We start from the raw sequence: 26,987 nt of genomic DNA, 5'->3' as shown, positions 1-26,987 counted from the left end.
CTTGAACACTTTTGCCAATCAAGTCGTTACACCTCGAGAGGAGATATATCGTGCCCGCCTATCGCTCGCACCGCACCACCCAAGGCGCCGGACAGGCCGCCGCACGCGCCCTTTGGCGGGGGACTGGCACCGCCGAATCCGACCTCGATAAGCCCATTGTTGCCATCGCCAACTCCTTTACCCAGTTCGTGCCGGGACACGTGCATCTAAAGGACCTTGGCCAGATGGTGGCGCGCGAGATTGAAAAGGCAGGCGCCGTGGCCAAGGAGTTCAACACCATCGCCGTCGACGACGGTATCGCCATGGGTCATGACGGCATGCTCTACAGCCTGCCCTCACGCGAGATCATCGCCGATGCGGTAGAATACATGGTCAATGCCCATTGCGCCGATGCCCTGGTCTGCATCTCCAACTGCGACAAGATCACTCCCGGCATGTTGATGGCAGCGCTACGCCTCAATATCCCGACCGTCTTCGTCTCCGGCGGGCCTATGGAAGCCGGTAAGATGCCCAATGGCGAAATCATCGATCTCGTGGACACGCTGGTCGCGTCCAACAACCCCGATACTACCGAGGAGAAACTTCTGGACTACGAGCGCGCGGGCTGCCCCACCTGCGGCAGCTGCTCGGGCATGTTCACGGCCAACTCGATGAACTGCCTGACAGAAGCGCTGGGCCTAGCGCTGCCCGGCAACGGCACCCTGGTGGCAAGTCACGCGCGCCGCAAGGACCTTTTCCTCGACGCCGCACGTGTCGTCGTGGATCTCATGAAGCGCTATTATCAGAATGGTGACGAGTCCGTACTGCCACGTAATATTGCCAATAAAACCGCCTTCGAGAACGCGATGACAATGGATATCGCCATGGGCGGCTCAACCAACACGGTGTTGCATCTGCTCGCCGCCGCCTTTGAGGGCGAGGTCGATTTTACCATGGCTGATATCGACCGGCTATCGCGCAAGGTGCCAAATCTCTGCAAGGTCTCACCGAGCGTGCAGCACTATCATGTTGAAGACGTACATCGCGCCGGAGGTGTTATCGGCATCCTCGGCGAACTCGACCGCGGCAACCTGATCAATACGGCCGCCGACAATGTTCTTGGCGAGAGCCTCGGCGAAACGCTCGCCGCACACGACGTCCAGCGCAGCGACGACGCCGAGGTGGCACGCTTTTATCGCGCGGCGCCGGGCCGTCAGCACTCAATCGAGGCATTCGGCCAGGACAGCTACTACGACACCCTCGACACCGATCGCGCTACCGGCTGCATCCGCGACATCCCCAACGCCTACAGCGCCGATGGCGGGCTTGCCGTGCTGTTCGGCAACTTGGCAAAGAACGGCTGCATCGTGAAGACCGCAGGTGTCGACAAGAACATTCTCACCTTCAGTGGCCCAGCCGTGATCTTCGAGAGTCAGGATGCAGCGGCCGCCGGCATTATCGGCGGCGAAGTCAAAGCGGGTGATGTGGTGGTGATCCGCTACGAAGGACCGCGCGGCGGCCCTGGTATGCAGGAGATGCTGATGCCGACAAGCATGCTTAAGTCGGTCGGCCTTGGCGCCGAATGCGCGCTGATCACCGACGGGCGCTTCTCCGGCGCCACCTCGGGCCTGTCGATCGGGCATATCTCGCCGGAGGCCGCGGAGGGCGGCGCCATAGGCTTGCTCGAACCGGGCGATACCGTTGTCCTTGACATTCCCAACCGGGTCATCCGCCTGGAGGTCGACGACGAGACCCTGGCAACTCGTCGGACTGCCATGGAAGCGCGCAGAGACGCCTGGCAGCCCAAACGCAACCGCAAGGTATCACGAGCCTTACAGGCTTATGCAGCACTCACTCGCAGCGCCGCCTTCGGCGCTGTGCGCGACCCTGCAGTGCTCGACACGTAGGCGCCCATGGCCCGTATCCTCGTCACCGGTGGCAGCGGCTTCGTTGGTGCCCATGTGGTTCGCCGCTTAATCAAAGACAACCATGAGGTCACAGTGTTCGCGCCGGGCCCCGAGCCCTGCCTGAGCGAGCACGACTTGGCCGACATCATGCTCATCGAAGGCAGTGTCGAGGACGACGAGGCACTGACCTCGACGCTTGCCATCGCCCGGCCCGAGTTCGTGGTCGGCCTCGCCGCCTATGGCGGCAGCGGTAACGGCCTGCTCGCCGCGGCGCGCGAGAACGAGGCCAGTGCGCTCAGCGTCAATGTCGGCGGCTTTCGCAATCTGCTCGCCGCCTGCGAGGAACGCGGGGTCGAGCGATTATTTTGGGCGAGCACGCTCGCGGTCTACGGCGCCCCGCACCATTACGGTCCTGACCCGGTCAACGAAGAGGCGCCGCGTTTGCCGGAGACCTTCTATGGCCTGACCAAGGTGCTAGCAGAGGACGTCGCGGGATTCTATCGGGATGTTAAAGGCGTGCCCGTCACCGGCCTGCGCCTGCCGGTGATCTTCGGCGCTGGTCTCTGGTATCGCGGTGCCGCGACGCAGCTCGTTAACCTGTTTCAGGCTGCAGCGGACGGCGGCAGCACCGCCCTCGAGGTCTCGACCATACCGCTCGACCTGATGTACGTGAAAGATGTCGCAGAGGCCTTCGCGCGCGTCATCACCCATAAGGGCCCGCTTGATGCCATCTATAACTTGCAGGCTTATGCGCCATCGCTGCACGAGATCGTCGCAGTGCTGAAAGGCCTCTCACCCAACCTCGAAGTGACCACGACCGATATCGATCCGGCGCTGACCTACCCCCTAGTTTCCGGACAAAAGTTCACCGATCATGTTGGTTATACTGCCACTTACAGCCTTGAAACAGCCTGCGCCGACAGCATTTCTGACCTTCGCAATGCGCCGTAACATCGCCATCATCGCTCACGTGGACCATGGCAAAACCACACTGGTGGACGCGCTACTGCGCGAATCAGGAGCCGTACGTGCGAACCAGAACATGGCCGAACGCGCCATGGACTCCTTCGACTTGGAGCGCGAGCGCGGCATCACAATTCTCGCCAAATGTACCTCGGTAACCTGGGCCCAAACTCGCATCAATATCGTTGACACACCGGGCCACGCTGATTTTGGCGGCGAGGTCGAGCGTATTTTCAGTATGGTCGACGGCGTGCTGGTGCTGGTCGATGCCGGCGAGGGGCCGATGCCGCAGACCAAGTTCGTCACCGGCAAGGCGCTGGCGCTGGGCTTACGTCCCATCGTGGTAATCAACAAGGTTGACCGAGCCGAACACCGGGCCGAGCAGGCGCTCGACGAGATCTTCGACCTGTTCTCGGCACTCGGCGCCAGCGAGAGGCAGCTCGACTTCCCCTACCTCTTCGCCTCCGCCAAGGAAGGCTGGGCGGTGAGCGACCTCGCCGCCGAGAAAGCCGGATTGAGGCCACTTTTTGAGACCGTTATCAAACACGTGTTGCCGCCAGATGGCGATGAGGCGGCACCGTTTACGATGCTTGCCTCCCTGCTCGAAGCCGATCCCTATGTAGGGCGCGTACTGACCGGACGCGTCGCCTCAGGAACACTCTCAGCCAACACACAGATTAAAGCCTTACGCGGTGAAGGCAACGTCGTTGAACAGGGCCGCGCCACCAAGCTTTTCACCTTTCGCGGCCTCGAGCGCGTGGCGGTGGAACGCGTGAGAACTGGCGACATCGTCGCCGTCGCTGGCCTGGAGAATGCTACGGTTGCCGATACGCTGTGCGCACCGGAAGTCAGGACCGCGCTTGTCGGACAGCCCATCGACCCGCCGACGCTTGTCATGACGGTCGCGGTCAATACCTCGCCGCTAGCTGGGCGCGACGGCGACAAGCTAACCAGCCGCATACTCAAGACGCGCCTTAGCCGCGAGGCCGAGGGTAACGTTGCCATCCGTGTTAACGATACCGACAGTGCCGATGTTTTCTCGGTCGAAGGCCGTGGCGAGTTGCAGCTGGGCGTGCTCATCGAGACTATGCGCCGCGAGGGCTACGAGCTTGCCATCGGCCGCCCGCACGTACTGTTCCGTGACGACCCGAAGACCGGCCAACGCCTCGAGCCTATCGAGGAAGTGGTGATCGATGTTGACGAGTCCTATGCAGGCGTGGTCGTCGAATCCGTTGCCGAGAGACGGGGCAGCCTGCTCGAGATGAGCCCCGGCAGCAAGGATAAAACACGGTTGGTCTTCCATGCGCCCTCGCGCGGCCTGATCGGCTATCATGGCCAGTTCCTTACCGAAACCCGCGGTACCGGCGTGCTCAACCGCGTTTACCACGGCTACGAGGCCTATCGCGGGCCAGTGGCCGAGCGCCGCAACGGCGTGCTTATATCGACCGCCGCCGGTAAGGCCGTAGCCTATGCCTTGTGGCAACTCGAAGACCGCGGACCGATGTTCATCGAGCCTGGCGATCCCGTATATCAGGGCATGATCATCGGTGAGCACACCCGCGGAAACGACCTCGAAGTCAATCCTCTCAAGGCCAAGCAGCTCACCAATATCCGCGCCGCCGGAAAGGATGACACCGTGCGACTGACACCGCCGCGGTTGCTGGGACTCGAGGCGGCCATCGCTTATATCGGCGGCGACGAGTTGGTCGAGGTAACGCCGCAGGCCATCCGCCTGCGCAAGCGCAACCTCGATCCGCACGAACGCAAACGCGCGGCCAGGCGCGCAGCCGTGGACTCATAAAACCGCCATCATTTCTGTCAACAACCATAACATGCCACGCCTCGATCTCAGCCAGAGCGCGATCAACGATCGTGGAAGTCTATCTTGAATATATTACCGACGAATAGTTAGACAATATATTATCAACTATCAACTGGTTCGCTGATTTTCTCGTCATCCTCACCGTCAGAATCCGTCTTCTGAACGATACCGGAGATGTCAATATCAAAGGCTAGATTGCCGTCATGTACCGTAACCTTGACGTGGCCGCCATCGATCAGCTCGCCGAACAGCAATTTGTCGGCGAGCGGCTTCTTGACATACTCCTGAATCACGCGTGCCAAAGGTCGCGCGCCATAGAGCCGGTCATAACCCTTCTTAGCGAGCCAGTCGCGCGCTTCGTCGAAAAGCTCGATGGTAACGTTGCGATCGGCAAGCTGGCCTTCAAGCTGGACGATGAACTTATCGACTACGCGATGCACAACCTCGGGGCTGAGATTGGCGAAGCTGATCACCGCATCGAGACGATTACGGAACTCCGGGGAGAACATGCGATTGATAGCCTCCTCATCGTCGCCCTCTCGGGCCTCCCGACCGAAGCCGATGGCAGGCTTAGCGAGGTCCATAGCACCAGCATTGGTGGTCATGATCAGGATGACGTTGCGGAAGTCTACATGCTTGCCATTGTGGTCAGTGAGCTTGCCGTGGTCCATGATTTGCAAAAGTATGTTGAATAGGTCGGGATGCGCCTTCTCAATCTCGTCGAGCAGTAATACCGCATGGGGATGCTGGTCGACGGCGTCGGTTAGCAAGCCACCCTGGTCAAAGCCGACATAGCCGGGTGGCGCGCCAATAAGTCGCGACACTGTGTGGCGCTCCATATATTCCGACATGTCGAAGCGGATCAGTTCGATGCCCATGATTATGGCGAGCTGTCGCGCCACCTCGTTCTGGCCGACAGGGGTGGGACGGCAGAAAAGATCGCGGCCGCTGGGCTTCGGGGGCGCGCGCAGGCCTGCGCGCGACAACTTGATGGCGCTAGTCAGCGCCTCAATAGCTGGATCTTGGCCAAACACCACGGTCTTCAGATTGGTGATCAGAGACCCCATCATCTGCTTGTCGTCGCGGCTGACGGTCTTCGGTGGAATGCGCGCGATCTTCGCGACGATGCGCTCGATCTCATCGGTATCGATGACCTTCTTGCGTTCCTCCTTGGCCAGCAACGCTTGTGCTGCGCCGACTTCGTCGATCACGTCGATCGCCTTGTCCGGCAGCCTGCGGTCGCCAATATAACGCGACGACAGTTCGACAGCAGCCTTCAGCGCATCGGGCGTGTACTCGACATCGTGATATTCCTCGTAATAGGGCTTGAGACCACTGAGAATCTCGATGGCGTCCTCAACGCTCGGCTCATTGACGTCGATCTTCTGGAAGCGCCGCACCAGGGCCCGGTCCTTCTCAAAGTAGTTTCGGTACTCCTTGTAGGTTGTCGAACCCATGCAGCGCTGGCTGCCGCTTTGCAGCGCCGGCTTAAGTAGGTTCGAGGCATCCATGGCACCACCCGAGGTGGCGCCGGCACCGATCACGGTGTGGATCTCATCTACGAATAGAATGGCGCCATCGAAATTCTCAAGCTCGATGAGCACCGCCTTCACCCGTTCCTCGAAGTCGCCGCGATAGCGCGTGCCGGCCAACAGCGCGCCCATGTCGAGGGCGAACATGGTGGCACCGGCGAGCACCTGCGGCACTTCCGAATCCACGATACGCTTGGCCAGCCCTTCGGCGATGGCCGTCTTGCCGACACCAGAATCTCCTACGAACAAGGGATTGTTTTTAGTCCGCCGGCAGAGCACCTGAATTGCGCGTTCCACTTCGTCATCGCGGCCGATCAGCGGGTCGACACGGCCATCAGCCGCCTTCGCATTGAGATTGATGCAATAGGCATCGAGCGCCTCGGTGCCCTGCTTAACGACCTGCTCGCCGTCGTCATCTGCCTCGTCCGTACCGCTTGGCGGATGCGATTCGGAGGCACCAGGGGCTTTGGCGATACCGTGGCTGATATAGCTCACCGCATCGAGACGCGTCATGTCCTGCTCATGCAGAAAATAGACGGCATGAGATTCGCGCTCGGAGAAGATAGCGACGAGCACATTGGCGCCGGTCACTTCCTCGCGGCCCGACATCTGCACATGGTGCACCGAACGCTGGACGACACGCTGGAAGCTCGGCGTCGGTTTAGCATCGGTCACCGCCTGGTCGACCATCAGGCCGCCCAATTCCTCATCGAGAAAGGCCTCGAGGGCGTGATGCAGCTTATCCACGTCGACATTGCAGGCCCGCAGCACAGCTACGGCATCTTGGTCCTCGGTCAGGGACAACAGCAAATGCTCCAGCGTGGCAAGCTCGTGTTGTCGGCCATTGGCATCGGCCAAGGCTCGGTGCAGGGTCTCTTCAAGCATCTTCGACAGCATCCGTGCCCTTTCCCGGGTGCTTAGCGGCGCCCGCTCAGTCCTTTTCCAAGGTGCATTGCAGAGGATGTTCGTTCTGGCGTGCGAAATCCATCACCTGGGTCACCTTGGTTTCCGCCACTTCGTAGGAGTAAACTCCGCAAATACCGACGCCGCGTTGGTGTACGTGGAGCATGATCCGTGTCGCCTGCTCGCGCGACATCTGAAAGAACCTCTCTAGCACATATACGACAAACTCCATCGGAGTATAGTCATCGTTCAGCATCAAGACCTTATACATAGACGGCTTTTTGGTCTTGGGCTTAGTGCGCGTCGCGAGCCCGGTACCGGAACGGCCAGCGCCCTCGCCACTGTCACCGTCATCGCTCATGCGCTCTCTGTGCACCGCCTCGATAGGAGGATGATCAATCATCGAATCCGCTCAACACACCTCATTGGGTCGCCGCGCCGCGCGCCGACCGTTCCCGTATAAATATAATATCGAACTCTCAAGGCGCAGTTAAAGGCTTGAAAAAAGACGACCCGGCATCAGGGATACCGGGCCAGGCCGAAAAAACCATATCGTTTCTCTTCAGGCGGCGCTTTTCGTTGCCTTGTCGATGACGGTATTGACGCAGCGGCCGATGGGCACGGCTGCCTTAACCGCAGTCTCTGTGGTTATTTTGTTCAGGCTATTGCTGTCGGACATCCAGTTGTCAAAAGCGTTTCGTGCCTGCTCGCTCTGCACCTCGACCAGGGATTGCACGTCCTTGCACCCTAGCATCACGCGCGAGACAGAAATGCCCGCAGCCATCGAAGCGGTTACGCGATCGGCAAGCTTGCCGGCGATGGCGCCCATGCCCTCGACCGCAATCTTGCTGCTGGCCACCCAGGCATCGAGGTTCTCGCGGCCCTGCTCAGCAACCCCTTCCCAATCGCCAAAGGATGCGGTCTTATCGGTATTGAGCGCCCTCCAGGCATCGTAATTGCCGGTCCAAGCCTCGGCGCCGGCGCGGAACCAGTCCTCGGTAGCCTTTTGGCTCATGGCAAAAAAGTCGTTGGCAGCGGCGGCCTCGCCCGATGCGGTGGCTTTGGTGGCGCCCTTCCTGCCCTTCTGGGTCGTGTCTGTCATGTTTTTCTTTCCTCACGCTGAACGCAAAACAGTAATCGCCCTTGACGTCGCTACTCAAAACGAATTTGTGCATCGCACTATGCGAGTAAATGGGGAAAATTATACTAATTGTCAATGATATTTGTGCGCTGCAATAAAAAATTATTGGCGGTGCAATGAGACTACCTCAAGGATTTCCCATTATACCACCGTAAATTTTCGCTGCTTTCCTTTGAAAACGTTAAAGAATCGCTCTAGGTTGTCTAACCTTGAGCGTTGATGTGGGGATGGGTGGTCCGCTGCCGTTGGCAATCACGCACTTGCACCGAAGTCTGCGCCTGACGGGGCTTACAGTGTTTATCGCTGGCTTGGCAATAGTGCTCGTCGTTTTGTCGCCGCATCGCGCCGCGGAAGCCGGCTATGCTGCGATAGTGATTGATGCGGACAGCGGTCAAGTCTTGCATGCGGCCAATCCTGACACACTGAATTATCCCGCGTCTCTGACCAAGATGATGACGCTGTACCTGGTTTTCGAGGCGGTCGAGGCAGACGGTACGGCCCTGAGCGACGAGTTGGCCGTCTCGGCGAATGCGGCGGGACAACCGCGATCCAAGCTCGGCCTGAAAGCGGGGACGACGATCCGCCTGTACGATGCGGTTCTGGCGCTCGCAACCAAGTCGGCCAACGACGTCGCCACGGTGATCGCTGAGCATTTCTCAGGCAGCGAAGCTAACTTTGCAATGTTGATGACGCGCAAGGCGCGCAGGCTAAACATGAAGCACACCACCTTCCGCAATGCCTCTGGCCTACACGATCCGAGACAGCAGACGACAGCACGCGACATCACCCGCCTCGCCCGTGCGCTCTATAGTAAGTTTCCCCAGTTCACACACTTCTTCGCCAACAGATCGTTCGAATATAACGGCACTGTCTATCGCAGCACCAACAAGCTGCTTAGTAATTATCCGGGTATGAACGGCATCAAGACCGGCTATATTCGAGCCTCTGGCTTCAACCTGGCAGCCTCTGTACAACGCGACGGCCAACACATCATCGCCGTAATATTGGGCGGCAAGACCGGGCGCAAGCGCGACGCAAAGATGCGCCGCATAGTAGACCGCGCTTTTGCTGATGTGGGGGGCATCAGCCGTACAATGACAATTGTAGCGCGCCCCAGACCCAAGCCCGATATCGACTTCGCGATCGCGGCATCGGCCCTACCGAAGCCGGCCGCAGTGGCAATTACCAAAAGGCCCGAGAGCATCCCACCAGTACTGTTCTCACCGGAGCACGATTGGGCGATTCAGGTCGGGGCTTTCTCAAGGCGCGACGCAGCGGAGCAGGCGCTCGATACGGCGGCCCGCGTCGTGCCCGCGCTACGTCTCGGCACTGGGCGTCACATCATGCCGGTGGAGGACAACCAGGGCACCCTTTACCGGGCGCGACACCAGGGGCTGACTAAGCAAGAAGCACAGGATGCCTGCTCGTCCCTCTGGGCACGCAATCTGCCCTGTATTATTGCGCGCCCGACCAGCTGACACTGCTTGCTAGACGCGCGCCCCGCGAATGCATGAAATAGAGCCCCATGTGATGGGTCAGCCTCTGCGGATGACTTGCACTCACCGGTAGACCGAGCTCGGCCACGGCGGCACGCGGCAGGTCGTACGTGGCGCAGGCCGGCTCGTGCACAATGACCTCCGTGAGCGACGGCATCAGGCCGTGATTGCGCGCGGACAGGAACGTCAACACAAAGTCCATGACGCATATGTCCGTGCAGATCCCGACCACAACCACTGTTTCCAGGACATGCCCGTTGACCCAGTCGACTATACGATTGGCGCCGCTGTCGACATCGATAGCACCGACGAAACCGTTGATGCAGTCCTTGCGGACCAGCGTCACACCATCAGCATCGGCAAGCCAGGCGATCTCGCACACCAGCTCCTCCTCGCCTGTGCCGCGCTCGCAATGAGGCGGGTAGGGCGGCTCGAGCTTGCCGGGCTCATGGGTGTCGAGAAAGGCCAGCACAGGACCACCCCGGTCTAGAAACTCATGCGCCAGAGAGTTGGTCTCGGCAACCATACGGGATACCTGCTCATTCGGCTTCGCCGGTGCCAGATTTCCAGCACCAACCGTGGCAAAACCGTTGACCTCATCGACGATAACCAGGCCAACGCGCCCTGCCACCGTGACCTCCTCCAGCGCCACCGGCATTTGTTCAGCCAGCTGGCCGACAAGACCTGTCATAGCGAGTTCCCTTGCTAGAGACCGTCTGGGGGAGCAACACCACTTGCGCCCAGCTGTTCGACCAATGCTGCCTTGAGACGGGCAAGCCCCGCCTTATCGCGGGCCTCGCAGCGCGCCACCAATACCGGCTGGGTGTTCGAGGCACGCAGCAACCACCAGCCGTCAGCGGTATTGACGCGTACACCGTCAATATCGATGACATCAGCACCGCATTTTTGCAAGCGCCCGGCCACCTCTCCGACCACAGCGAACTTACGCTTGTCATCGCAATCGAAGCGAAGCTCCGGCGTATTGAGCATGGCGGGCAGAGAATCGCGCAAGGTTGCCGCGCTCACACCACTCAAGGCCACAGTCTCAAGCAGACGTACCGCAGCGTAGAGACCATCGTCGAAGCCGTAGTAGCGGTCGGCAAAGAAAATATGCCCGCTCATTTCGCCCGCGAGCGGGGCCTTGACCTCAGCCATCTTGGCCTTGATCGGCGAATGTCCGGTACGCCACATCAAGGGCTCACCGCCAAGCGCGACAATGCGCTCGAAGAGCACGCTCGAAGCCTTCACATCAGCAATCACCGTAGCACCCGGGCGCTCGGCCAGCACGGGGCCGGCGACCAGGCAGAGAATCTGGTCGCCCCAGATTATCCGCCCCGCGCCGTCAACGGCGCCCAGCCTGTCGCCGTCGCCATCGAAGGCGACACCAATATCGCAGCCCTCGCGGCGCACTGTCTCAATGAGCGCTTCTAAGTTCACAGCAACAGTCGGGTCGGGGTGGTGATTGGGAAAAGTGCCGTCGATAGTTTCGTACAACAGATGGTGCGTCCCCGGCAGCCGCTCCGCCAATCGCGCCATGATCTCGCCAGCAGCGCCATTACCAGCATCCCAGGCAACTTTGAGCCCAGTCTCTGGGCGGTAGGCGCCGAGCAAGGCCTCGACATAGGCCTCACTGACATCCCAATCTCGTACGCTGCCCTCTCCTGTGGCAAGGTCGCCAACTGCAATAAGACGGCCAAGCCGTTGAATGTCATCGCCATAAAAAGCCTGGCCGGCTAGGGCCATCTTGAGGCCGTTGTGGTCAGGCGGATTGTGGGAGCCGGTGATCATCATACCGGCATCCGCAGCCAAGGTCTTTACCGCGAAATAGAGCATCGGCGTCGGCCCGCAGCCGATACGAATCACCTCGGCACCGGCCGCGCAGAAACCTGCCGTGACGGCCTCGGCCAGGGCAGGAGAGGACAGGCGCCCATCGTAGCCTAGACATATGCGGGCCGAGCCGCACTCGCGGCCGACCACTGTCGCATAGGCTTGGGCGAGGACGCACGCATCAATCTCGCGCAGACTCTCGCCGACGACACCGCGAATGTCGTAGGCGCGTAAAATTTCCGGATCAAGCCCCATTACGCAGTCTTACCGCTCATGGCCGGCCTATGCTGACATAAGTGAAACCAGCCGCGGCCATCTCCGCCGGCTGATAGATGTTGCGTAGATCGACGACCACGGGTGTACGCATGGCCGCCTTCAGACGTTGTAGATCGAGGCTGCGAAACTGGTTCCACTCCGTAACAATCACGAGAGCGTTAGCGCCATCCACGATATCGTAGGCGGAATCGCCGAATTCTACGCCCGGTAGCATGGGCGCAGCCACATCCATTGCCTTGGGATCATAGGCCCGGACACTCGCACCAGCCGCCTGCAGGATGGGTACGATGTTCAGGCTTGGACTATCGCGCATATCGTCGGTATTAGGCTTGAAGGAAAGCCCAAACACGGCGATAGTGGCGCCGCCTACCGAGCCACCGCAAGCTGCCACGACCTTATTAGCCATCGCCTGCTTGCGCCCCTCATTGACCTCAACCACCGTCTCAACAATGCGCGTCGGTGCGCCATATTCCCGCGCCGTACGTACCAGCGCCAGAGTATCCTTAGGAAAGCAGCTACCGCCGTAGCCCGGTCCTGGATGCAGAAACTTAGGCCCGATGCGGTTGTCCAACCCCATCCCCTTGGCAACCTGCTGCACATCCGCGCCCACCTTTTCGCAAAGATCAGCGATCTCGTTTATAAAAGTGATCTTGGTGGCGAGAAAGGCATTAGCCGCGTACTTGATCAGTTCCGCAGTCTCGCGCGCGGTATGGACAATGGGCGTCTCGCGCAGATAGAGCGGTCGATAAAGCGCACCCAGAACGGTCCGCGCATGTTCACTTTCGGCGCCGACCACAACACGGTCAGGGTGCATAAAATCCTCGATCGCTGAGCCTTCGCGCAGAAACTCTGGGTTCGAGGCCACGTCAAAATCCTTGCCCGGCTGTAAATCCGGCCGACACTTGGCAATCACACGCTCGACCTCGAGGCTGGTGTGGACCGGAACAGTGGACTTTGTGACAACTACGGTGCGCTCCGTCAGCGCTGCAGCGATCTCTTCCGCCGCGGCATAGATATAGGAAAGATCGGCATGGCCGTCGCCACGCAGGCTCGGCGTGCCGACAGCGATAAAGACGACATCAGCGCCGTCGACCGCCGGCGCAAGTTCGGTCGAGAACGCCAGACGCCCCGCAGCAACGTTGCGCGCCACAAGATTATCGAGCCCTGGCTCATAGATTGGAGTACCACCGGCCTTCAACTTTTTGATCTTTTTTGAATCGCTGTCGATGCAGGTCACGTCCACGCCGAATTCGGAAAAACAAGCGCCCGAAACCAAACCGACGTAGCCGGAGCCAACAATGACGATACGCATAATGTACCTTTATTCTCGGTGTTGTTCGGCGTACTTTCGCAGAAGCGATCTCAGCCCTGCGGTAAGATCCTGACGGTCAAGAGCGAAGGCAAGAGTCGCCTCCAGAAAACCCAGCTTACTGCCACAATCGTAACGTTCTCCCACGAACCGATAGCCATGGAACGGCTGCTCCCCTATTAACATGGCCATCGCATCCGTGAGCTGGACTTCACCCCCTGTCCCACCTTCCAAGGTCGCCAAACGATCAAATATTGCACCATCAAGGATATAACGGCCGATCACTGCAAGCGTGGACGGTGCAGCCTCAGGCGACGGCTTCTCCACGAGTCCTTCGACGGAAACGAGGTGGCTGTCTGCCTCACCGGGGGTGAGAATGCCGTAGCGCGAGGTGTGCTCGCGAGGTACATCCATCACCGCCACCAGATTGCCACCGACCGTCTCGTGCACTGCCAGCATTTGGGCCAGACAGGGCGTCTCTGCCTTGATCAAATCATCAGCAAGAAGGACTGCAAAAGGCTCGTTGCCTACCAAGTGACGAGCGCACCAGACCGCATGGCCCAGACCCAGCGGCTCCTGTTGGCGGGTATAGGAGACGGTACCGGCAGGTAAGCGCGAGCGCTTTACTATCTCTTCCAGCGCCGCCTGACCTTTGTTTGCCAGCACGTGATGAAGTTCGAAGGAATGATCAAAATGATTCTCGATGGCGGCCTTGCCGCGGCCGGTGACAAAAATAAACTGCTCGATGCCCGCGGCACGTGCTTCTTCGACTGCATATTCTATGAGCGGCGTATCAACGATGGACAACATTTCCTTTGGCATGGCCTTAGTCGCAGGGAGAAAACGTGTCCCCAGGCCACCGACGGGGAAAACCGCCTTGCGCACGCGCGTCATGCTGCCTGCTCCGTCATGGCCGCCGCAACATTTGCCACATCGTCGATTACCATTTGCACCTCGACCCGATCGCGCCAACGATTTTCGCGCAAATGCCCCGCTACGTGCAGCGGCCGACCCTGAGCTGCCAACAGTGCTTCGCCGACCGGTTGGCTCGCAGTCCCAAACGCGATGGCAGACAGGCTGCCACCAGACTCGCCCACAAGACGGCAACGGACATGCTCACTGCCAACCACCGCGGCATGGGCTATTTGACATCCCGGAAAAACAAACCGCGGCTCTGGATTGCCAGCACCATAGGGGCCAGCCTCGGCCAGCATGGCGATGAGGTCGCGGCTTGCGGCTCCGACCATCATGGCGCCATCGAGCCCGAGGCTGGGCCCACCCACCATCTTGGCTTGAGCCGCGACGCGCGCCTCGACAAAGCTGCGGAAGGCGCCCAGACGCTCACGTGCCACCGTAAACCCAGCTGCCATGGGATGGCCGCCGCCAGCCTGGAGAAGGTCTGCCTGACAGGCGGCCGTAACGATGGTGCCGATATCGATTCCGGGCAAGGATCGCGCACTGCCCTTCCCTTCATCGCCATCAAAACCGATCACCAGGGCGGGGCGGCCGTAACGGTCGGCAAGCCGGCTAGCGGCGAGACCGATAACACCGCCATGCCAACCCTCGCCAGCCACCACCAGAGCAGCACGGTCAGCCAGTGCCTGCGCCTCACGCAAGGCGGCGTCTGTCACGGTGTGCTCGATCGCCTTGCGTTCTTTATTGTGTTGCTCAAGTGCGCGTGCCAGAGGCAGGACCGCGGCGGCATTTCCACTCGTTAGCAGGCGATGACCGAGATCGGCCTGGCCGACGCGGCCACCTGCGTTGATCCGCGGACCAAGAACGAACCCAGCGAGATAGGTATCGGGCGAACGATCAACACCGGCCACGTCGGCGAGAGTCGCCAGGCCAACATTGCCGCGACGCCGCATGACATCGAGGCCGCGTCTGACCAGGGCCCTATTAAGACCCACCAGCGGCACCATATCGCAAATGGTTCCCAGCGCCACGAGATCGAGCCACTGCCGCAAATCGGGCTCGTTTCGCATCGTGTACCAACCGCTGTCCCGCAGTACCCGGTTAGTCGCAATCGCCAACATGAACGCGACACCGACAGCAGCCAGCATGTCAAGGCCGCTTAGGTCGTCGAGCCGATTAGGATTGACCACGGCATGGGCAGTCGGCAGAGAGGGCCCGGCTAGATGGTGATCGGCAATGATCACCGCCATGCCGTCGGCTGTCGCCTTGGCCAGCGGCTCGTGCGCGGATATACCGCAGTCCAGGGTAACCACGACGCTCGCGCCCTCGCCTGCCAACAGTGATAGGGCGGGAGCGTTGGGGCCATAGCCCTCACGCAGGCGGTCGGGGATATAGGGGCGCACGCGTCCTCCAACGGATTCTAGAAACAGCCGCAGCATGGCCGAGGCGGTGGCACCATCGACGTCGTAATCGCCGAACAGGGCTATCAGTTCTCCGTCCCGCACCGCTTGGGCAAGTCGGCCGGCGGCCGCGTCCATATCCTTGAGGCACGACGGGTCGGGCATCATTTGCCGCAAGGACGGTGCCAGATAGGAGTCGATCTCGTCAACCGCGACCCCACGCGCGGCAAGCACGCGCGCCAAGGGCTCGGGTAGGTCGCGGACCTGGGCTAGAGTCAGGGCCAGACGATCGTCATCGAGGCGGCTGCGCCAACGCCGTCCGCCCAGCGAGCGCTCAACCCCGAGAAAGGCCCGCTCGTTACTCACTACACGATCTCGGCGCCTTCGATCGCCGGATTGCGCTTGAGATCATGGTCGGCACTGATCACCCGCACGGTACCGGTTTTCGAGCGCATGACCACCGATTGGGTGCTGACCCCGTTCGGAGTCCGCCGCACACCCTGCAGCATCGAGCCATCGGTCACGCCGGTGGCGGCAAACATCACTTCGCCATGGGCCATATCGAGCATGGTGTATTTGCGGTTTAGATCCTCAATACCGAGCTTGTGGGCACGCCCACGCTCGTCGTCGTTGCGGAATATCAAGCGGCCCATCATCTGTCCGCCGATACAGCGTAACGCCGCTGCTGCCAGTACGCCTTCCGGCGCGCCGCCACTACCGAGATAGATATCAATGCCGGTATCGTTGCTCGACGTTGCCATGACGCCGGCCACATCACCATCCTGGATAAGCTGGATGCGCGCACCCGTCTCACGGACCTTGGTGATTAACTCCTCGTGGCGCGGTCGGTTGAGGATGCACGCAACCAAGTCGTTAACCTCGATGCCTTTTGCCTTGGCCAAATTTCTAAGATTGGTTTCCGGCGTCTCATCGAGATCAACCACCTCCAGTGGCAAGCTGCCGCCGACCGCGATCTTGTCCATGTAGACGTCGGGAGCATTGAGGAAGCCGCCGTCGGTCGCCATGGCAATTACCGAAAGCGCGTTGGCGCCGCCAGTGGCGCAGATCGTCGTGCCTTCGAGGGGATCGAGAGCGATATCCACCTTCGGCCCACCAGCGCCAACCTTTTCGCCGATAAACAACATCGGCGCCTCGTCCCGCTCACCCTCCCCGATCACGACCTCGCCATCGATCGCGACCGCATTAAGAGCCGTTCGCATAGCATCGACCGCGGCTTGATCCGCAGCACGCTCGTCGCCGCGGCCGGTCAGCTTGGCACAGGCCAGAGCCGCCGCCTCTGTCACTCTGACCACCTCGAGTGCCAAATTACGATCGAGTGTATCCGTGTTCGTCATGAGATTCTCCTCCTGCAGAGGTGGCCTGCCATCGCGAGTCTACAATGATTCGATACGGATCATACGCGGCGGTTCGAGCACCGTATCAAGTGCCGCTATCTGCTCGAGAGCGGCCGTCATGGCGGCCTCGCGCACATCGTGTGTGGTTATCACAACAGGCACTGGATCGTCCGGGCTGCGCACGCGCTGAATCAGAGATTCCATGGACACCTCATGGTCGCGCAAGCAGGCGGCTATATCGGCAAAGACACCGCTTTGATCAACCACCATGAGGCGGATGTAATAAGGTCCGACGCGTTCTTGTATGGGTAGAGTCGCCACGGTCTCAAGTGATTCCACAGGCACCGAAAAAGCGGGAGTGCGGCTACCCCGGGCGATGTCCACTATATCTGCTACGACTGCTGATGCCGTCGGACCAGCACCGGCACCGCGCCCTTCGTATACTGTGGCATCGACAAAATCACCTTTAACAAGGACCGCATTCATCACACCTTCGACTGCGGCGATGGCCGCGCCCTGCGCGACCATACAGGGATGGACACGCTGCACCAAGCCGGCCTCGTCGCGGCTGGCAATACCGAGCAGCTTGATGCGGTAACCGAGCTCGTCGGCAAAGGCAATATCGAGCGGGCTGATATGGCGGATCCCCTCGATGTGGACCGAGCCAAAGTCAATGCGGCAGCCGAATGCCAGGCCGGTAAGAATGGCGAGCTTGTGGGCAGCATCAACGCCATCGATGTCGAACGTCGGATCGGCCTCGGCATACCCCAGTCGCTGCGCCTCAGCCAGCACCTTGTCGAAGGGCGCACCCGTCGCCCGCATATCGCTCAGCATGTAGTTGCAGGTGCCATTGAGAATGCCGGTAACGCGGCTGACACGGTTGGCGGCCAGGCCTTCACGCAGCGTTTTGAGTATGGGGATGCCGCCGGCAACCGCAGCTTCGAATGCCAATGGCGCGTCATTAGCTTCAGCAATGCTGGCGAGCGCTTCGCCGTGATGGGCAATCAGCGCCTTATTGGCCGTGACCACCGCCTTGCCCCGCTCCAGCGCCTGCTCGACCAAAGCCAGGGCCGGACCATTCTCGCCGCCGATCAACTCGACCACCACGTCGCACCCGGTATTGGCAAGGGCCACGGGATCGTCTACCCATTCAAGCCCAGCGAGATCGATGCCGCGGTCTTTGGTGCGGTCGCGGGCCGAGACGGCCACCACCTCAATGGCACACCCGCAACGCACCGATAACAGGGCGGCGTTTTCGCGCAGCAGCGAGACCGTGCCCACGCCCACTGTGCCGAGGCCCCCGACGGCGATACGCAATGGCGCGCTCATGATATCACCACCCGGCGCGACGCCGCGGCGGCCGGCTGGGCCTGGGCCAGAAACGCCTTAACATTACGCGCCGCCTGGCGAATGCGTTGGCGATTTTCCACCAGCGCGATACGCACAAAACCCTCACCCAAAGTACCAAAGCCGATGCCGGGCGAAACCGCAACTTCGGCATCGGCCAACAGGCGTTTAGAGAATTCGAGCGAGCCGACCTCGCGCCAGGCTTCAGGAATCGGCGCCCAGGCGAACATGGTCGCGCGCGGTGCCGGGATAGACCAGCCGGCTGCCTCGAAGCTTTCCACAAGCACGTCGCGGCGCTCGCGATAGCGAGCACGGATATCGGCGATGCAGCCCTGCGGACCTTTCAGCGCCGCCGTCGCCGCCACCTGGATCGGCGTGAAAGCGCCATAGTCGAGGTACGACTTGATCCGGGTCAGGGCGCGTATCAGCCGCGCATTGCCTGCAGCGAAACCGATTCGCCAGCCGGGCATAGAATAGGTCTTGCTGAGCGACGTGAATTCTACCGCTATGTCGCGGGCGCCGGGGATCTGCAAGATCGACGGCGGCGGCTCGTCATCAAAGAAGATCTCCGCATATGCGAGGTCGGACAGGATGTAGATGCCAGCCTCACGCGCGAACGCCACCACGCGCTCATAAAAGTCCAAGTCAACTACTTCGGCAGTTGGATTATTGGGAAAGTTCAGCACCAATGCCTTCGGTCTCTTCGGGCAAGCGGAAACGGCGCGCTCCAGCTCCTCCAAGGTGTCGATGCCAGGCCCGCAAGGCACATCGTGCACCGTCGCTCCGGCAATCACGAAGCCGTAGGGGTGGATCGGATAGCTCGGATTCGGTGCCAGGATGATGTCACCAGGCGCCGCCATCGCCTGGGCGAGGTTGGCCAGGCCTTCCTTGGAGCCCAGGGTCGTGATTATTTCGCTCTCCGGATCAAGCGCCACCCCGAAGCGGCGTTGGTAATATGCCGCCATCGCCTTGCGCAGGCCGGGGATGCCGCGGGAGTTTGAGTAGCGATGGGTGCGTGGATCGCGCACCACTTCCACGAGCTTGTCGACAATATGCGTCGGCGTCCCGGTGTCCGGATTGCCCATGCCAAAGTCGATGATGTCTCGCCCCGCCACACGGGCACGACGCTTCATCTCGTTGACTTCTGCAAAGACGTAAGGCGGCAGCCTCTCGATACGTTCGAATTCTTCGCTCATATAACCTGTCGCTTGACGCGGCACTGGCGACCTCTGGTCTCCAGGGGTCTACTGCGCACCGCTGTAGAAATCCAGATAGATATCGGCCCGCCGATTGGCCGCCTCGCCATGGGTTGTGGCTTCGGAATAGGCCGGGGCCTGGTCCGACATCGAGTGGATATAGATGCGGTCAGCCGGGATGCCGAGACGGGTCATCTCCAGGGCTACGACACGGGCGCGGTCATGGGCGATGCTGAAATTAGCAATCTTCGCTTTGACGGAATCCGTGGAATCGGTGCGCCGGCTGGCATGGCCGACGATACGCACGCTACCACCATGGACCTTGTGGGCCTCCACCACTCCGGCCAGCACCTCCTTGTCCCGTGTCGACAGACCGGTCGAGCCGTGCACAAAATAGATCACCCCAGCATGGAGCAAGCGCTGCACCCCGCCCGCATGGAAGGTCTCGGGCGACGGCATGGGATTCTCTGCCGCTTCTCCGACGACCTCAGGATTCAGCGTGATCGGTGGTGGCGGAGGCAGAGGCGGCGCCGTGACGACCGGGGTCGCAACAGGCACCATCTCAGGTTCAGGCATCGGTACAGGTGCATGTTCCGCGGTTTCGACATCGACGACCTCGATACGTGGAGACGATACCGGCATCGGCTCCTCGACCGGCGCGGTCCCAGGCACCATTTCGCCACCCGGCGGCGGCGACGCGACCAAATCGGCGGCCCGGCGCGCCAGCTTGGCGTCATTTGCCGCAGGATTGTCTACGTAATCGACGTTGGCACGGTCGGCGATCAGACTCTCGGCAATATCCTCGCGCTCGTCGAAGCTGGTCACCACCGGCGCTCCGCCCGGGACAGCACCAAGCTCAGGGAACGGATCCTCCTCGCCCGGAATACCCTGTTGACTCTCCGCTTCGATGCGGGCCTTCTCCTCAGAGCTCAAGGCGTCATCGTTGCCTTCCTGGCTATCGATCGCACCGATCCACTCAGCGGGATTGAGTTCATCTGGAACCAACGAACAAGCGGCTAGCGATGCCGTCAAGGCGACAACTGTGGCAACTTGCAGAACTGCGCCGCTGGAGCTAAGTAAAGTCATGGTCGATATTGGCCTCTGTTGGTCGAGCCAGCAGCTGACGTCGCGTCAGCACCATACCTGGGCACGGGTCAACGAAGTGCTACACGGCAAGTCTATAACATCGGCAAGGCGACACAAGCGCTGAGGACGCGGGGTGCGGCAATTGCCGACTTGCGCGAACAACGAAAGGCAAAAGGGCCGTGTCGAGTCAACATCAGCAATCGGAGACAGGAAAAATCCCGGCCGGGACATGGAGCTACACTGCCGAGGGCAGCCAGCGCATCATGCAGCAGATGACGGTGTCGCCAGCCGGCACCACCTCGGCCCAAAACCTGGCACCTATCGTCGCAGCCTTTACTGCCATGACCCAGCGCTTGATGGCCGATCCGGCACAGCTAGCCAAGGCTCAGATAAAATTCTGCCAGTTGCAGATATCTCTATGGCAGAATACCGTGGAGCGGATGCTGGGTCAGGCACCAGATGACAACACCGAGACTATTGCGCCCGCCCCGGACGACCACCGATTCCGCCACCCCGCTTGGCAGAAAAATTTGGTGTTCGAGACCATCAAGAAGTCCTATCTGCTCAGCGCCCGCTACCTGCAAGGCATAGTAGAGGGTATCGACGATCTCGATCCCGAGACCGCGCGCAAGGTCGATTTCTATACGCGCCAGTTCGTCGATGCTATGGCGCCGACCAACTTCGCCGCCACCAACCCGGCCGTGATAGAGGCGATCGTCGACAGCAATGGCGACAACCTGGTGCGCGGGCTCTACAATATGCTAGCCGATCTCGAGCGCGGTGGCGGCGAGCTAAAGATCAGCATGACCGATGATGACGCGTTCGAGATCGGCCGCAATATAGCCGCGACCCCCGGTCAGGTGGTCTTCCGCAACGAGCTGATGGAGCTGATCCAATATCAGCCAACCACTGAGACGGTGCGCCAACGGCCGTTGCTGGTGGTGCCACCGTGGATCAACAAGTTCTATGTGCTTGACCTGCGCCCCCAGAACTCGCTCCTCAAATGGGCCACCGATCAGGGCTATACGGTCTTCGCCATCTCCTGGGTCAACCCGGGGCCGGAGTTCGCGGACAAAAACTTCGAGGACTATATGCGTGAGGGACCGCTCGAAGCACTCGATGCCATCGAGCAGGCTACAGGAGAGCGCGAGGTCGTCGCAGCATCGCTTTGCCTTGGCGGCACGCTGCTGGCTTCTACCCTCGGCTATCTTGCGGCTATTGGTGACGAGCGCATTCGCTCGGCCATGTTCATGGCAAGCTTGTTCGATTTCTCGGAACCCGGCGATCTTGGTGTCTTTATCGACGATACCCAGATCGCTGCGCTGGAGAAGCGCATGGAGGAGCAAGGCGGCATGCTCGACGGCAGCGCCATGTCAACCGCCTTCAACATGCTGCGTGCCAAAGATTTAATCTGGTCGTTTGTCGTAAATAACTATTTGCTCGGCAAGGATCCAGCACCGTTTGATCTGCTCTACTGGAACGCAGATTCGACACGCATGCCAGCGACGATGCACGCCTTCTATCTGCGCAACATGTACCAGAAGAACTTGTTAGTGCAGCCCGGCGGGATCACCCTTTCTGGCCAGCAGATCGACCTTGGCGCGATCAGCGTGCCGGCCTATCTGCTGGCTGCCAAGGAGGATCATATTGCGCCCTGGCAAGGCTGTTATTCCGGCGTACACTGTTATGGTGGCCCGGTGCGCTTTGTGTTGACAGGCTCAGGCCATATAGCCGGCGTCACCAATGCCCCTGCGATAGCTAAATACCCCCACTGGACGAACACCAAGAAGCCCAAGGATTCCGAGACCTGGCTCGAAGGCGCCGTGCAGCAAAACGGCTCGTGGTGGCAGGATTGGCACAAATGGCAGAGTCGCCACGCTGGCCCCATGGTGGCTGCCAGAACACCGGGTGACAGAGCATTGCAACCGCTTTGTCCGGCGCCCGGCACCTATGTGATCCAGAAGGAAAGGTAGACGTCATGGCGTTGCCCAATACCCCCCGCAAGACCATCGTGTTGACCGGCGCCAGCCGCGGCATCGGCCACGCCACGGTCAAGCGCTTTTCCAGTGCCGGCTGGCGGGTGATCACGTGTTCGCGCCAGGCCTTTCCCGAAGACTGCCCATGGGAAGCCGGCCCTGAGGATCACTTACAGATCGACCTCGGCGACACCGAGACGTTGCACGACCGCATCGCGCGTTTGCGCGAGATGCTCAACGGCGCGCCGCTGGAGGCATTGGTCAACAATGCCGGAATCTCCATCAAGGGGACCGATGGCGAGCGTCTCGACACACTGGAGACGGACATGGACGACTGGCGACGCGTTTTTCGTGTAAATTTTTTTGCCCCTATCGCGCTCGCGCGCGGTCTCATCGAGGAACTGAAGGCGGCCCAGGGCGCCATCGTCAACGTAACATCCATCGCCGGCAGTCGCGTGCACCCCTTCGCGGGCGCAGCCTACGCGACATCGAAGGCGGCACTGGCTTCGCTGACGCGCGAGATGGCGGCAGACTTCGGGCATTATGGCATCCGCGTCAACGCCATTGCACCGGGCGAGATTCAGACCGCCATCCTCTCGCCGGGCACCGAGAAAGCACTGCTACCGGACATTCCCATGCGCCGGCTCGGTGCCCCGGAAGAGGTCGCGAAGACCATCTATTTCCTCTGTTCTGAGCAATCGAGCTACATCAACGGTGCAGAAATCCATATCAACGGCGGCCAGCATGTCTGAGGGCTGCAGCACGGCGACGCCTATAATGCTCAGTTTGATCATTCTTTGCTTCGTTTTGTTCCTCTGCATATGGACCGCCGTTACGCTCGAATTTTTCGTCCGGTTTTAGCATCTTTGTGGTTGTCGTGGTGGGCTGTCCTCGGCCGGCAACCCGCTCATGGAAATAGCGGCTGGCTCTCCAGACCCATAGTCTCGGGCAGGCCGAACGCGACGTTGAAGTTCTGCACAGCCTGGCCGGCGGCCCCCTTAACCAAATTGTCGAGCACTGAGACCAAGATGGCGCGGCCGGGCACGCGGTCCTCGAATACACCGATGAGGCAATGGTTGGAGCCGCGCACGTGCCGGGTGGCCGGAGTCTGGCCCTCAGGCAGCAGGCGCACGAAGGCCTCGTCGTCATAGGCCGCCCGCAAGCTCGCCCGCAAGGCCGCAATATCGACGCCGTTCACTAGACGTACATAAATGGTCGAGAGAATGCCCCGGTTCATGGGCACCAGATGCGGCGTGAAATTCACCGTAATCGCCTGACCCGCAGCCACGGTGAGTTCCTGCTCTATCTCCGGCGCGTGTCGGTGTTGGGCAATACCGTAGGCATGGATACCTTCGGCCACCTCAGCATAGAGCGTGCCCTCCTTCGGTGTCCGCCCAGCACCAGTGACACCCGACTTGGAATCGATGACGATATCGCCCACCTTGATCTGGCCCGCCGCAACGATGGGCAGCAAGGGCAACAGCGCCGAGGTCGGATAACAGCCAGGACAAGCGACGATGCGCGCCTTGGCAATCTCACTTCGATAATGCTCAGTCAGGCCATAGACTGCCTCGGGCTGCAGTGCCGGCGCCAGGTGCTCATGGCCGTACCATTCGGCGTAGATCGCTTCGTCACGCAGCCGAAAATCGGCCGAGAGGTCGATCACCTTGAGGTGTTCTGGCAGACTCGCGACCACTTCTTGCGTGGTGGCGTGCGGCAGGCAACAGAACACCGCATCCACACCCTGCCAGCCCATCTCCTCGATCTTGCACATGGGCGGTAGGCCCATGCCGGCGAGATGAGGATAGACCGCACCCACATCCTGCCCAGCCCGGCGCTCAGCGGTCAGCGCCACGATATGCATAGCCGAATGCGTTGCGGCGATGCGCAGCATCTCGGCGCCCGTGTAGCCGCTGGCGCCAAGCACGGCGATGGTGATCTTGGTCTCGCTCATGGCCTGCCCTCTTCGCCTGCCTGATGATTATACATAAAGAAACGGGCGCCCGCTGCCGGGCGCCCGCGATAAAACCTGTCGGGAGAGCCCAATCAGCGCTTAGAGAACTGGAAGCTCTTGCGCGCTTTCGGCTTGCCGTACTTCTTGCGCTCCACGACGCGAGAATCGCGCGTTAGAAAGCCACCCTGCTTGAGCACCGGCCGCAGCGCCGGCTCGTACCGGATGAGCGCCCGGCTGATGCCGTGGCGCACCGCGCCGGCCTGGCCAGACAAACCGCCGCCGGACACCGTGCAGACCGCATCGTATTGGTTGTTGCGATCCGCCGCCTCGAAAGGCTGGCGCAGGATCATGCGTAGCACGGGACGGGCAAAGTAGACCTCCTGGTCGCGGCCATTCACCATCACTCGGCCGCTACCCGGTTTAATCCAAACGCGGGCAACCGCGTTCTTGCGCTTGCCCGTGGCATAGGCGCGGCCGAGAGAATCGATTTCCGGCTGCTCTACGGCGATTTCCTCAGGCGCTAGCGGCGCGACGACAGATCCATCGTTGCCGCCCTCAGCCTGGGCGGCAGCGCCTTCCACCATGTCCTTCAAATCATCGAGGGTGCGTTTTTCGTCGGCCATCGGTTACCCGCTCCTCGCATTCTTCGGGTTCTGGGCAGCAAAATCCAGACTCTCTGGCTTTTGCGCCTCGTGCGGATGCTCGTCGCCAGCATAGATGTGCAGCTTGCCCATCTGGGTTCGGCCCAAAGGCCCGCGCGGAATCATGCGCTTCACCGCTAGCTCGATCACCCGCTCCGGATGCGCGCCTTCGAGAATGACACCATAAGTGCGTGACTTGATACCGCCGGGATAGCCGGTATGCCACTGGTGAACCTTCTTGTCCCGCTTGGCACCGGTCAGGCGCACTTTCTCGGCATTAACCACGACTATATTGTCGCCGCAGTCCATGTTCGGAGTGAAGGTCGGCTTGTGCTTGCCACGCAGGCGGCGGGCGATCTCAGTGGCGAGGCGACCAAGCACCACGCCCTCGGCGTCGATCACAAACCAGCCCTGCTCCACGTCGCTCAGCTTGACTGAATAGGTCTTCATAACAGCGCTGTCCGGTTCACAGTGTCAGTCGGGTCGTAAGGCGCGCAGTATGGCCGCAGAAATTTGTCTGTCAATGAAGATTTTATTCATGATTGCAGGACTTTAACTTATAGGTAATATAATACCTTATACCATCGTAGCAGCCGCTGAGACAAACCGCTAATCTGCCCCACTTGGCTGAAATCGAGGAGCCCCCAGAAGATGTCAACCGCGACCGCGGAGCAAGCCGCAGAAAATTTGGTCTTGCGCGAAGATGGAGCCGACGGCGTCACCATCATCACGCTTAATCGCCCGCAAGCGCGCAATGCGCTCTCGGTCGGCCTGATGACCAGCCTGCAGGCGGCGCTCGATGCCATTGCCAAAGACAACTCGGTCAAGGTCGTGGTGATTGCCGGAGCCGGCCCAGGTTTCTGCGCTGGTCACGACCTCAAGGAGATCCGCTCTGATCCGTCGCGCCAGACCTACGAGGCGCTGTTCACCCAATGCAGCCGCCTGATGATCACCATCACGCGCCTGCCCAAACCGGTCATCGCCAAGGTGCACGGCATCGCCACGGCGGCCGGCTGCCAGCTGGTCTCGACCTGCGACCTTGCAATAGCGTCGAGCGCTGCGCAATTTGCCACGCCGGGCGTCAAGATCGGCTTGTTCTGCTCGACACCGATGGTTGCGCTGAGCCGCGTCACCGGCCGCAAGGCGGCGATGGAAATGCTACTGACCGGCGACATGGTTGACGCCGAAACCGCGCGCCAAAACGGCCTGATCAATCGCGTCGTGACACCGGATGACCTGGATGAAACAGTTGCAGGCCTGGCCGGCCAAATTGCCAACAAATCGCCCGTCAGCCTTGCCATCGGCAAGGAGGCGTTCTATCGGCAGCTCGAGATGCCGCTCGACGACGCCTATGCCTATACCGCCCAGGTGATGACCGAGAATATGCTCAAGCGCGACGCCGAGGAAGGCATCGACGCCTTTCTGGAGAAACGCAAGCCGGTCTGGCGCGGCGAATGAGCGGCAGCGACGACGACACCCGTCTGACCCGTATTCTTAGCCGGACGCGGGCCATCGCGGTGGTCGGTGCCAGCACCGACTGGGAACGGCCGAGTTGCCGCATCATGCAATACCTCCAAGCGATGGGATATCGTATCTACCCAGTGAACCCGAATGCGGTGGATGGGGAAATACTGGGTCGTCCAGTTCACGGTAGCCTTGCCAATATCGAAAAACCGATCGATCTGGTCAATGTCTTTCGCCGTTCCGATGCGGTCGCCAACATCGTCGATCAGACGATCGCCGTCGGCGCCAAAGTAATCTGGCTGCAGCAGGGCGTGCGCAACGATAAAGCCGCCGCCAAGGCTACGGATGCCGGCATAGAAATCATCGTCGATCGCTGCATAAAGACCGAGCACTTCCGCCTGCTCGGCGGACCCGACCAACGCAAAGTTGACAGCCGTAGCGCCGCAGCCTAGGTATCGCCACAGTTTAGATATTACTGCCGTTTGCGAGACATCCCAC

At 60.6% G+C, this 26,987-nt stretch carries 23 protein-coding genes; 8 read left to right on the top strand and 15 right to left on the bottom strand.

The genetic code is table 11. The features are described from left to right. The first annotated feature begins 50 nt into the window (after positions 1-50). From ilvD to typA, 3 genes are read left to right on the top strand one after another with little or no spacing between them, the layout of a single operon-like run. Positions 51-1,886, top strand: a complete 1,836-nt coding sequence (gene ilvD / locus QF629_03065; GenBank protein ID MDP6012516.1) for a dihydroxy-acid dehydratase — start codon at positions 51-53, stop codon at positions 1,884-1,886. Positions 1,887-1,892: 6 nt separating this feature from the next. Then, positions 1,893-2,837, top strand: coding sequence for an NAD(P)-dependent oxidoreductase (locus QF629_03060; protein ID MDP6012515.1), 945 nt, complete (start codon positions 1,893-1,895; stop codon positions 2,835-2,837). Further along, entirely contained in the window at positions 2,827-4,650 is a 1,824-nt protein-coding gene (gene typA / locus QF629_03055) for a translational GTPase TypA (protein MDP6012514.1), read from the top strand. Before QF629_03060 ends, typA begins: the two co-directional genes overlap by 11 nt. Positions 4,651-4,772: 122 nt before the next feature. Here the strand turns inward: typA and clpA are convergent, their stop codons facing one another. From clpA to QF629_03040, 3 genes are all read right to left on the bottom strand, one after another. Next, positions 4,773-7,100, bottom strand: a complete 2,328-nt coding sequence (gene clpA / locus QF629_03050) for an ATP-dependent Clp protease ATP-binding subunit ClpA (protein ID MDP6012513.1) — start codon at positions 7,098-7,100, stop codon at positions 4,773-4,775. Between the two features lie 34 nt (positions 7,101-7,134). Continuing rightward, positions 7,135-7,467 (bottom strand): ATP-dependent Clp protease adapter ClpS, encoded by a 333-nt coding sequence (gene clpS, locus QF629_03045; protein MDP6012512.1) that lies wholly within the window; start codon positions 7,465-7,467, stop codon positions 7,135-7,137. 201 nt (positions 7,468-7,668) lie between these two features. Then, positions 7,669-8,208 carry a phasin family protein gene (locus QF629_03040; GenBank protein MDP6012511.1) on the bottom strand — a complete coding sequence of 180 codons (540 nt, stop codon included), beginning with the start codon at positions 8,206-8,208 and terminating at the stop codon, positions 7,669-7,671. A 248-nt stretch (positions 8,209-8,456) separates the two neighbouring features. Here QF629_03040 and QF629_03035 point away from each other — a divergent pair, with 248 nt between their 5' ends. Continuing rightward, positions 8,457-9,725, top strand: coding sequence for a serine hydrolase (locus QF629_03035; protein MDP6012510.1), 1,269 nt, complete (start codon positions 8,457-8,459; stop codon positions 9,723-9,725). Here QF629_03035 and QF629_03030 read toward each other — a convergent pair. The 9 genes from QF629_03030 to QF629_02990 are packed head-to-tail and all read right to left on the bottom strand — an operon-like array spanning position 9,703 to position 20,454. Then, positions 9,703-10,434, bottom strand: coding sequence for an isochorismatase family protein (locus tag QF629_03030; GenBank protein ID MDP6012509.1), 732 nt, complete (start codon positions 10,432-10,434; stop codon positions 9,703-9,705). The genes QF629_03035 and QF629_03030 overlap by 23 nt on opposite strands. A gap of 14 nt (positions 10,435-10,448) precedes the next feature. Further along, complete coding sequence (locus QF629_03025) at positions 10,449-11,825, bottom strand: phosphomannomutase/phosphoglucomutase (protein MDP6012508.1); 1,377 nt, start codon at positions 11,823-11,825, stop codon at positions 10,449-10,451. A gap of 16 nt (positions 11,826-11,841) precedes the next feature. Then, positions 11,842-13,158, bottom strand: coding sequence for a UDP-glucose/GDP-mannose dehydrogenase family protein (locus QF629_03020; GenBank protein MDP6012507.1), 1,317 nt, complete (start codon positions 13,156-13,158; stop codon positions 11,842-11,844). A gap of 9 nt (positions 13,159-13,167) precedes the next feature. Beyond that, the gene (galU, locus tag QF629_03015; GenBank protein ID MDP6012506.1) at positions 13,168-14,049 is read right to left on the bottom strand and encodes a UTP--glucose-1-phosphate uridylyltransferase GalU; all 882 of its coding nucleotides are present in this window, start codon (positions 14,047-14,049) and stop codon (positions 13,168-13,170) included. Further along, positions 14,046-15,836 (bottom strand): single-stranded-DNA-specific exonuclease RecJ, encoded by a 1,791-nt coding sequence (recJ, locus tag QF629_03010; protein ID MDP6012505.1) that lies wholly within the window; start codon positions 15,834-15,836, stop codon positions 14,046-14,048. The genes galU and recJ overlap by 4 nt, the downstream gene beginning before the upstream one ends. Then, positions 15,836-16,825, bottom strand: a complete 990-nt coding sequence (gene glpX / locus QF629_03005; GenBank protein MDP6012504.1) for a class II fructose-bisphosphatase — start codon at positions 16,823-16,825, stop codon at positions 15,836-15,838. Before glpX ends, recJ begins: the two co-directional genes overlap by 1 nt. A 39-nt stretch (positions 16,826-16,864) precedes the next feature. Then, positions 16,865-18,154, bottom strand: coding sequence for a homoserine dehydrogenase (locus QF629_03000; protein ID MDP6012503.1), 1,290 nt, complete (start codon positions 18,152-18,154; stop codon positions 16,865-16,867). Next, positions 18,151-19,368 carry an LL-diaminopimelate aminotransferase gene (locus QF629_02995; GenBank protein ID MDP6012502.1) on the bottom strand — a complete coding sequence of 406 codons (1,218 nt, stop codon included), beginning with the start codon at positions 19,366-19,368 and terminating at the stop codon, positions 18,151-18,153. The genes QF629_03000 and QF629_02995 overlap by 4 nt, the downstream gene beginning before the upstream one ends. A gap of 48 nt (positions 19,369-19,416) precedes the next feature. Continuing rightward, positions 19,417-20,454 carry an OmpA family protein gene (locus QF629_02990; protein MDP6012501.1) on the bottom strand — a complete coding sequence of 346 codons (1,038 nt, stop codon included), beginning with the start codon at positions 20,452-20,454 and terminating at the stop codon, positions 19,417-19,419. Positions 20,455-20,633: 179 nt separating this feature from the next. Between QF629_02990 and phaC the strand changes: the two genes are divergently transcribed. Continuing rightward, positions 20,634-22,427, top strand: a complete 1,794-nt coding sequence (gene phaC / locus QF629_02985; protein ID MDP6012500.1) for a class I poly(R)-hydroxyalkanoic acid synthase — start codon at positions 20,634-20,636, stop codon at positions 22,425-22,427. A 5-nt stretch (positions 22,428-22,432) separates the two neighbouring features. Beyond that, positions 22,433-23,182: an SDR family oxidoreductase gene (locus tag QF629_02980; protein MDP6012499.1), complete on the top strand. Its 750-nt coding sequence runs from the start codon at positions 22,433-22,435 to the stop codon at positions 23,180-23,182. Positions 23,183-23,337: 155 nt separating this feature from the next. On the opposite strand, the gene argC is transcribed toward QF629_02980, so the two are convergent. From argC to rplM, 3 genes are all read right to left on the bottom strand, one after another. Then, positions 23,338-24,384 carry an N-acetyl-gamma-glutamyl-phosphate reductase gene (argC, locus tag QF629_02975; protein MDP6012498.1) on the bottom strand — a complete coding sequence of 349 codons (1,047 nt, stop codon included), beginning with the start codon at positions 24,382-24,384 and terminating at the stop codon, positions 23,338-23,340. A gap of 92 nt (positions 24,385-24,476) precedes the next feature. Next, positions 24,477-25,007: a 30S ribosomal protein S9 gene (rpsI, locus tag QF629_02970; GenBank protein MDP6012497.1), complete on the bottom strand. Its 531-nt coding sequence runs from the start codon at positions 25,005-25,007 to the stop codon at positions 24,477-24,479. 3 nt (positions 25,008-25,010) lie between these two features. After that, on the bottom strand, positions 25,011-25,475 hold the full coding sequence (rplM, locus tag QF629_02965) for a 50S ribosomal protein L13 (GenBank protein ID MDP6012496.1): 465 nt from the start codon (positions 25,473-25,475) through the stop codon (positions 25,011-25,013). Positions 25,476-25,676: 201 nt separating this feature from the next. On the opposite strand from rplM, the gene QF629_02960 reads away from it, so the two are divergent. After that, complete coding sequence (locus QF629_02960; protein MDP6012495.1) at positions 25,677-26,483, top strand: enoyl-CoA hydratase; 807 nt, start codon at positions 25,677-25,679, stop codon at positions 26,481-26,483. After that, positions 26,480-26,941 carry a CoA-binding protein gene (locus QF629_02955; GenBank protein ID MDP6012494.1) on the top strand — a complete coding sequence of 154 codons (462 nt, stop codon included), beginning with the start codon at positions 26,480-26,482 and terminating at the stop codon, positions 26,939-26,941. Before QF629_02960 ends, QF629_02955 begins: the two co-directional genes overlap by 4 nt. Positions 26,942-26,987 lie beyond the last annotated feature (46 nt).

The sequence above is a fragment of the Alphaproteobacteria bacterium genome, assembly GCA_030739735.1.
Taxonomy (GTDB): domain Bacteria; phylum Pseudomonadota; class Alphaproteobacteria; order UBA7887; family UBA7887; genus UBA7887.
This window is presented reverse-complemented; position numbering and strand designations above follow the sequence as displayed.

Coding starts and splice junctions, on each gene's coding strand:
- clpA (MDP6012513.1), bottom strand. CDS start 7,100: ATGCTGTCGAAGATGCTTGAAGAGACCCTGCACCGAGCCTTGGCCGAT.
- QF629_03025 (MDP6012508.1), bottom strand. CDS start 11,825: ATGGGGCTTGATCCGGAAATTTTACGCGCCTACGACATTCGCGGTGTC.
- QF629_02995 (MDP6012502.1), bottom strand. CDS start 19,368: ATGAGCGAAGAATTCGAACGTATCGAGAGGCTGCCGCCTTACGTCTTT.
- rplM (MDP6012496.1), bottom strand. CDS start 25,475: ATGAAGACCTATTCAGTCAAGCTGAGCGACGTGGAGCAGGGCTGGTTT.
- clpS (MDP6012512.1), bottom strand. CDS start 7,467: ATGAGCGATGACGGTGACAGTGGCGAGGGCGCTGGCCGTTCCGGTACC.
- QF629_03000 (MDP6012503.1), bottom strand. CDS start 18,154: ATGAGCGCGCCATTGCGTATCGCCGTCGGGGGCCTCGGCACAGTGGGC.
- QF629_03040 (MDP6012511.1), bottom strand. CDS start 8,208: ATGACAGACACGACCCAGAAGGGCAGGAAGGGCGCCACCAAAGCCACC.
- QF629_02955 (MDP6012494.1), top strand. CDS start 26,480: ATGAGCGGCAGCGACGACGACACCCGTCTGACCCGTATTCTTAGCCGG.
- QF629_03060 (MDP6012515.1), top strand. CDS start 1,893: ATGGCCCGTATCCTCGTCACCGGTGGCAGCGGCTTCGTTGGTGCCCAT.
- typA (MDP6012514.1), top strand. CDS start 2,827: ATGCGCCGTAACATCGCCATCATCGCTCACGTGGACCATGGCAAAACC.
- QF629_02980 (MDP6012499.1), top strand. CDS start 22,433: ATGGCGTTGCCCAATACCCCCCGCAAGACCATCGTGTTGACCGGCGCC.
- QF629_03030 (MDP6012509.1), bottom strand. CDS start 10,434: ATGACAGGTCTTGTCGGCCAGCTGGCTGAACAAATGCCGGTGGCGCTG.
- QF629_02990 (MDP6012501.1), bottom strand. CDS start 20,454: ATGACTTTACTTAGCTCCAGCGGCGCAGTTCTGCAAGTTGCCACAGTT.
- QF629_02960 (MDP6012495.1), top strand. CDS start 25,677: ATGTCAACCGCGACCGCGGAGCAAGCCGCAGAAAATTTGGTCTTGCGC.
- argC (MDP6012498.1), bottom strand. CDS start 24,384: ATGAGCGAGACCAAGATCACCATCGCCGTGCTTGGCGCCAGCGGCTAC.
- galU (MDP6012506.1), bottom strand. CDS start 14,049: ATGACGCGCGTGCGCAAGGCGGTTTTCCCCGTCGGTGGCCTGGGGACA.
- glpX (MDP6012504.1), bottom strand. CDS start 16,825: ATGACGAACACGGATACACTCGATCGTAATTTGGCACTCGAGGTGGTC.
- rpsI (MDP6012497.1), bottom strand. CDS start 25,007: ATGGCCGACGAAAAACGCACCCTCGATGATTTGAAGGACATGGTGGAA.
- QF629_03020 (MDP6012507.1), bottom strand. CDS start 13,158: ATGCGTATCGTCATTGTTGGCTCCGGCTACGTCGGTTTGGTTTCGGGC.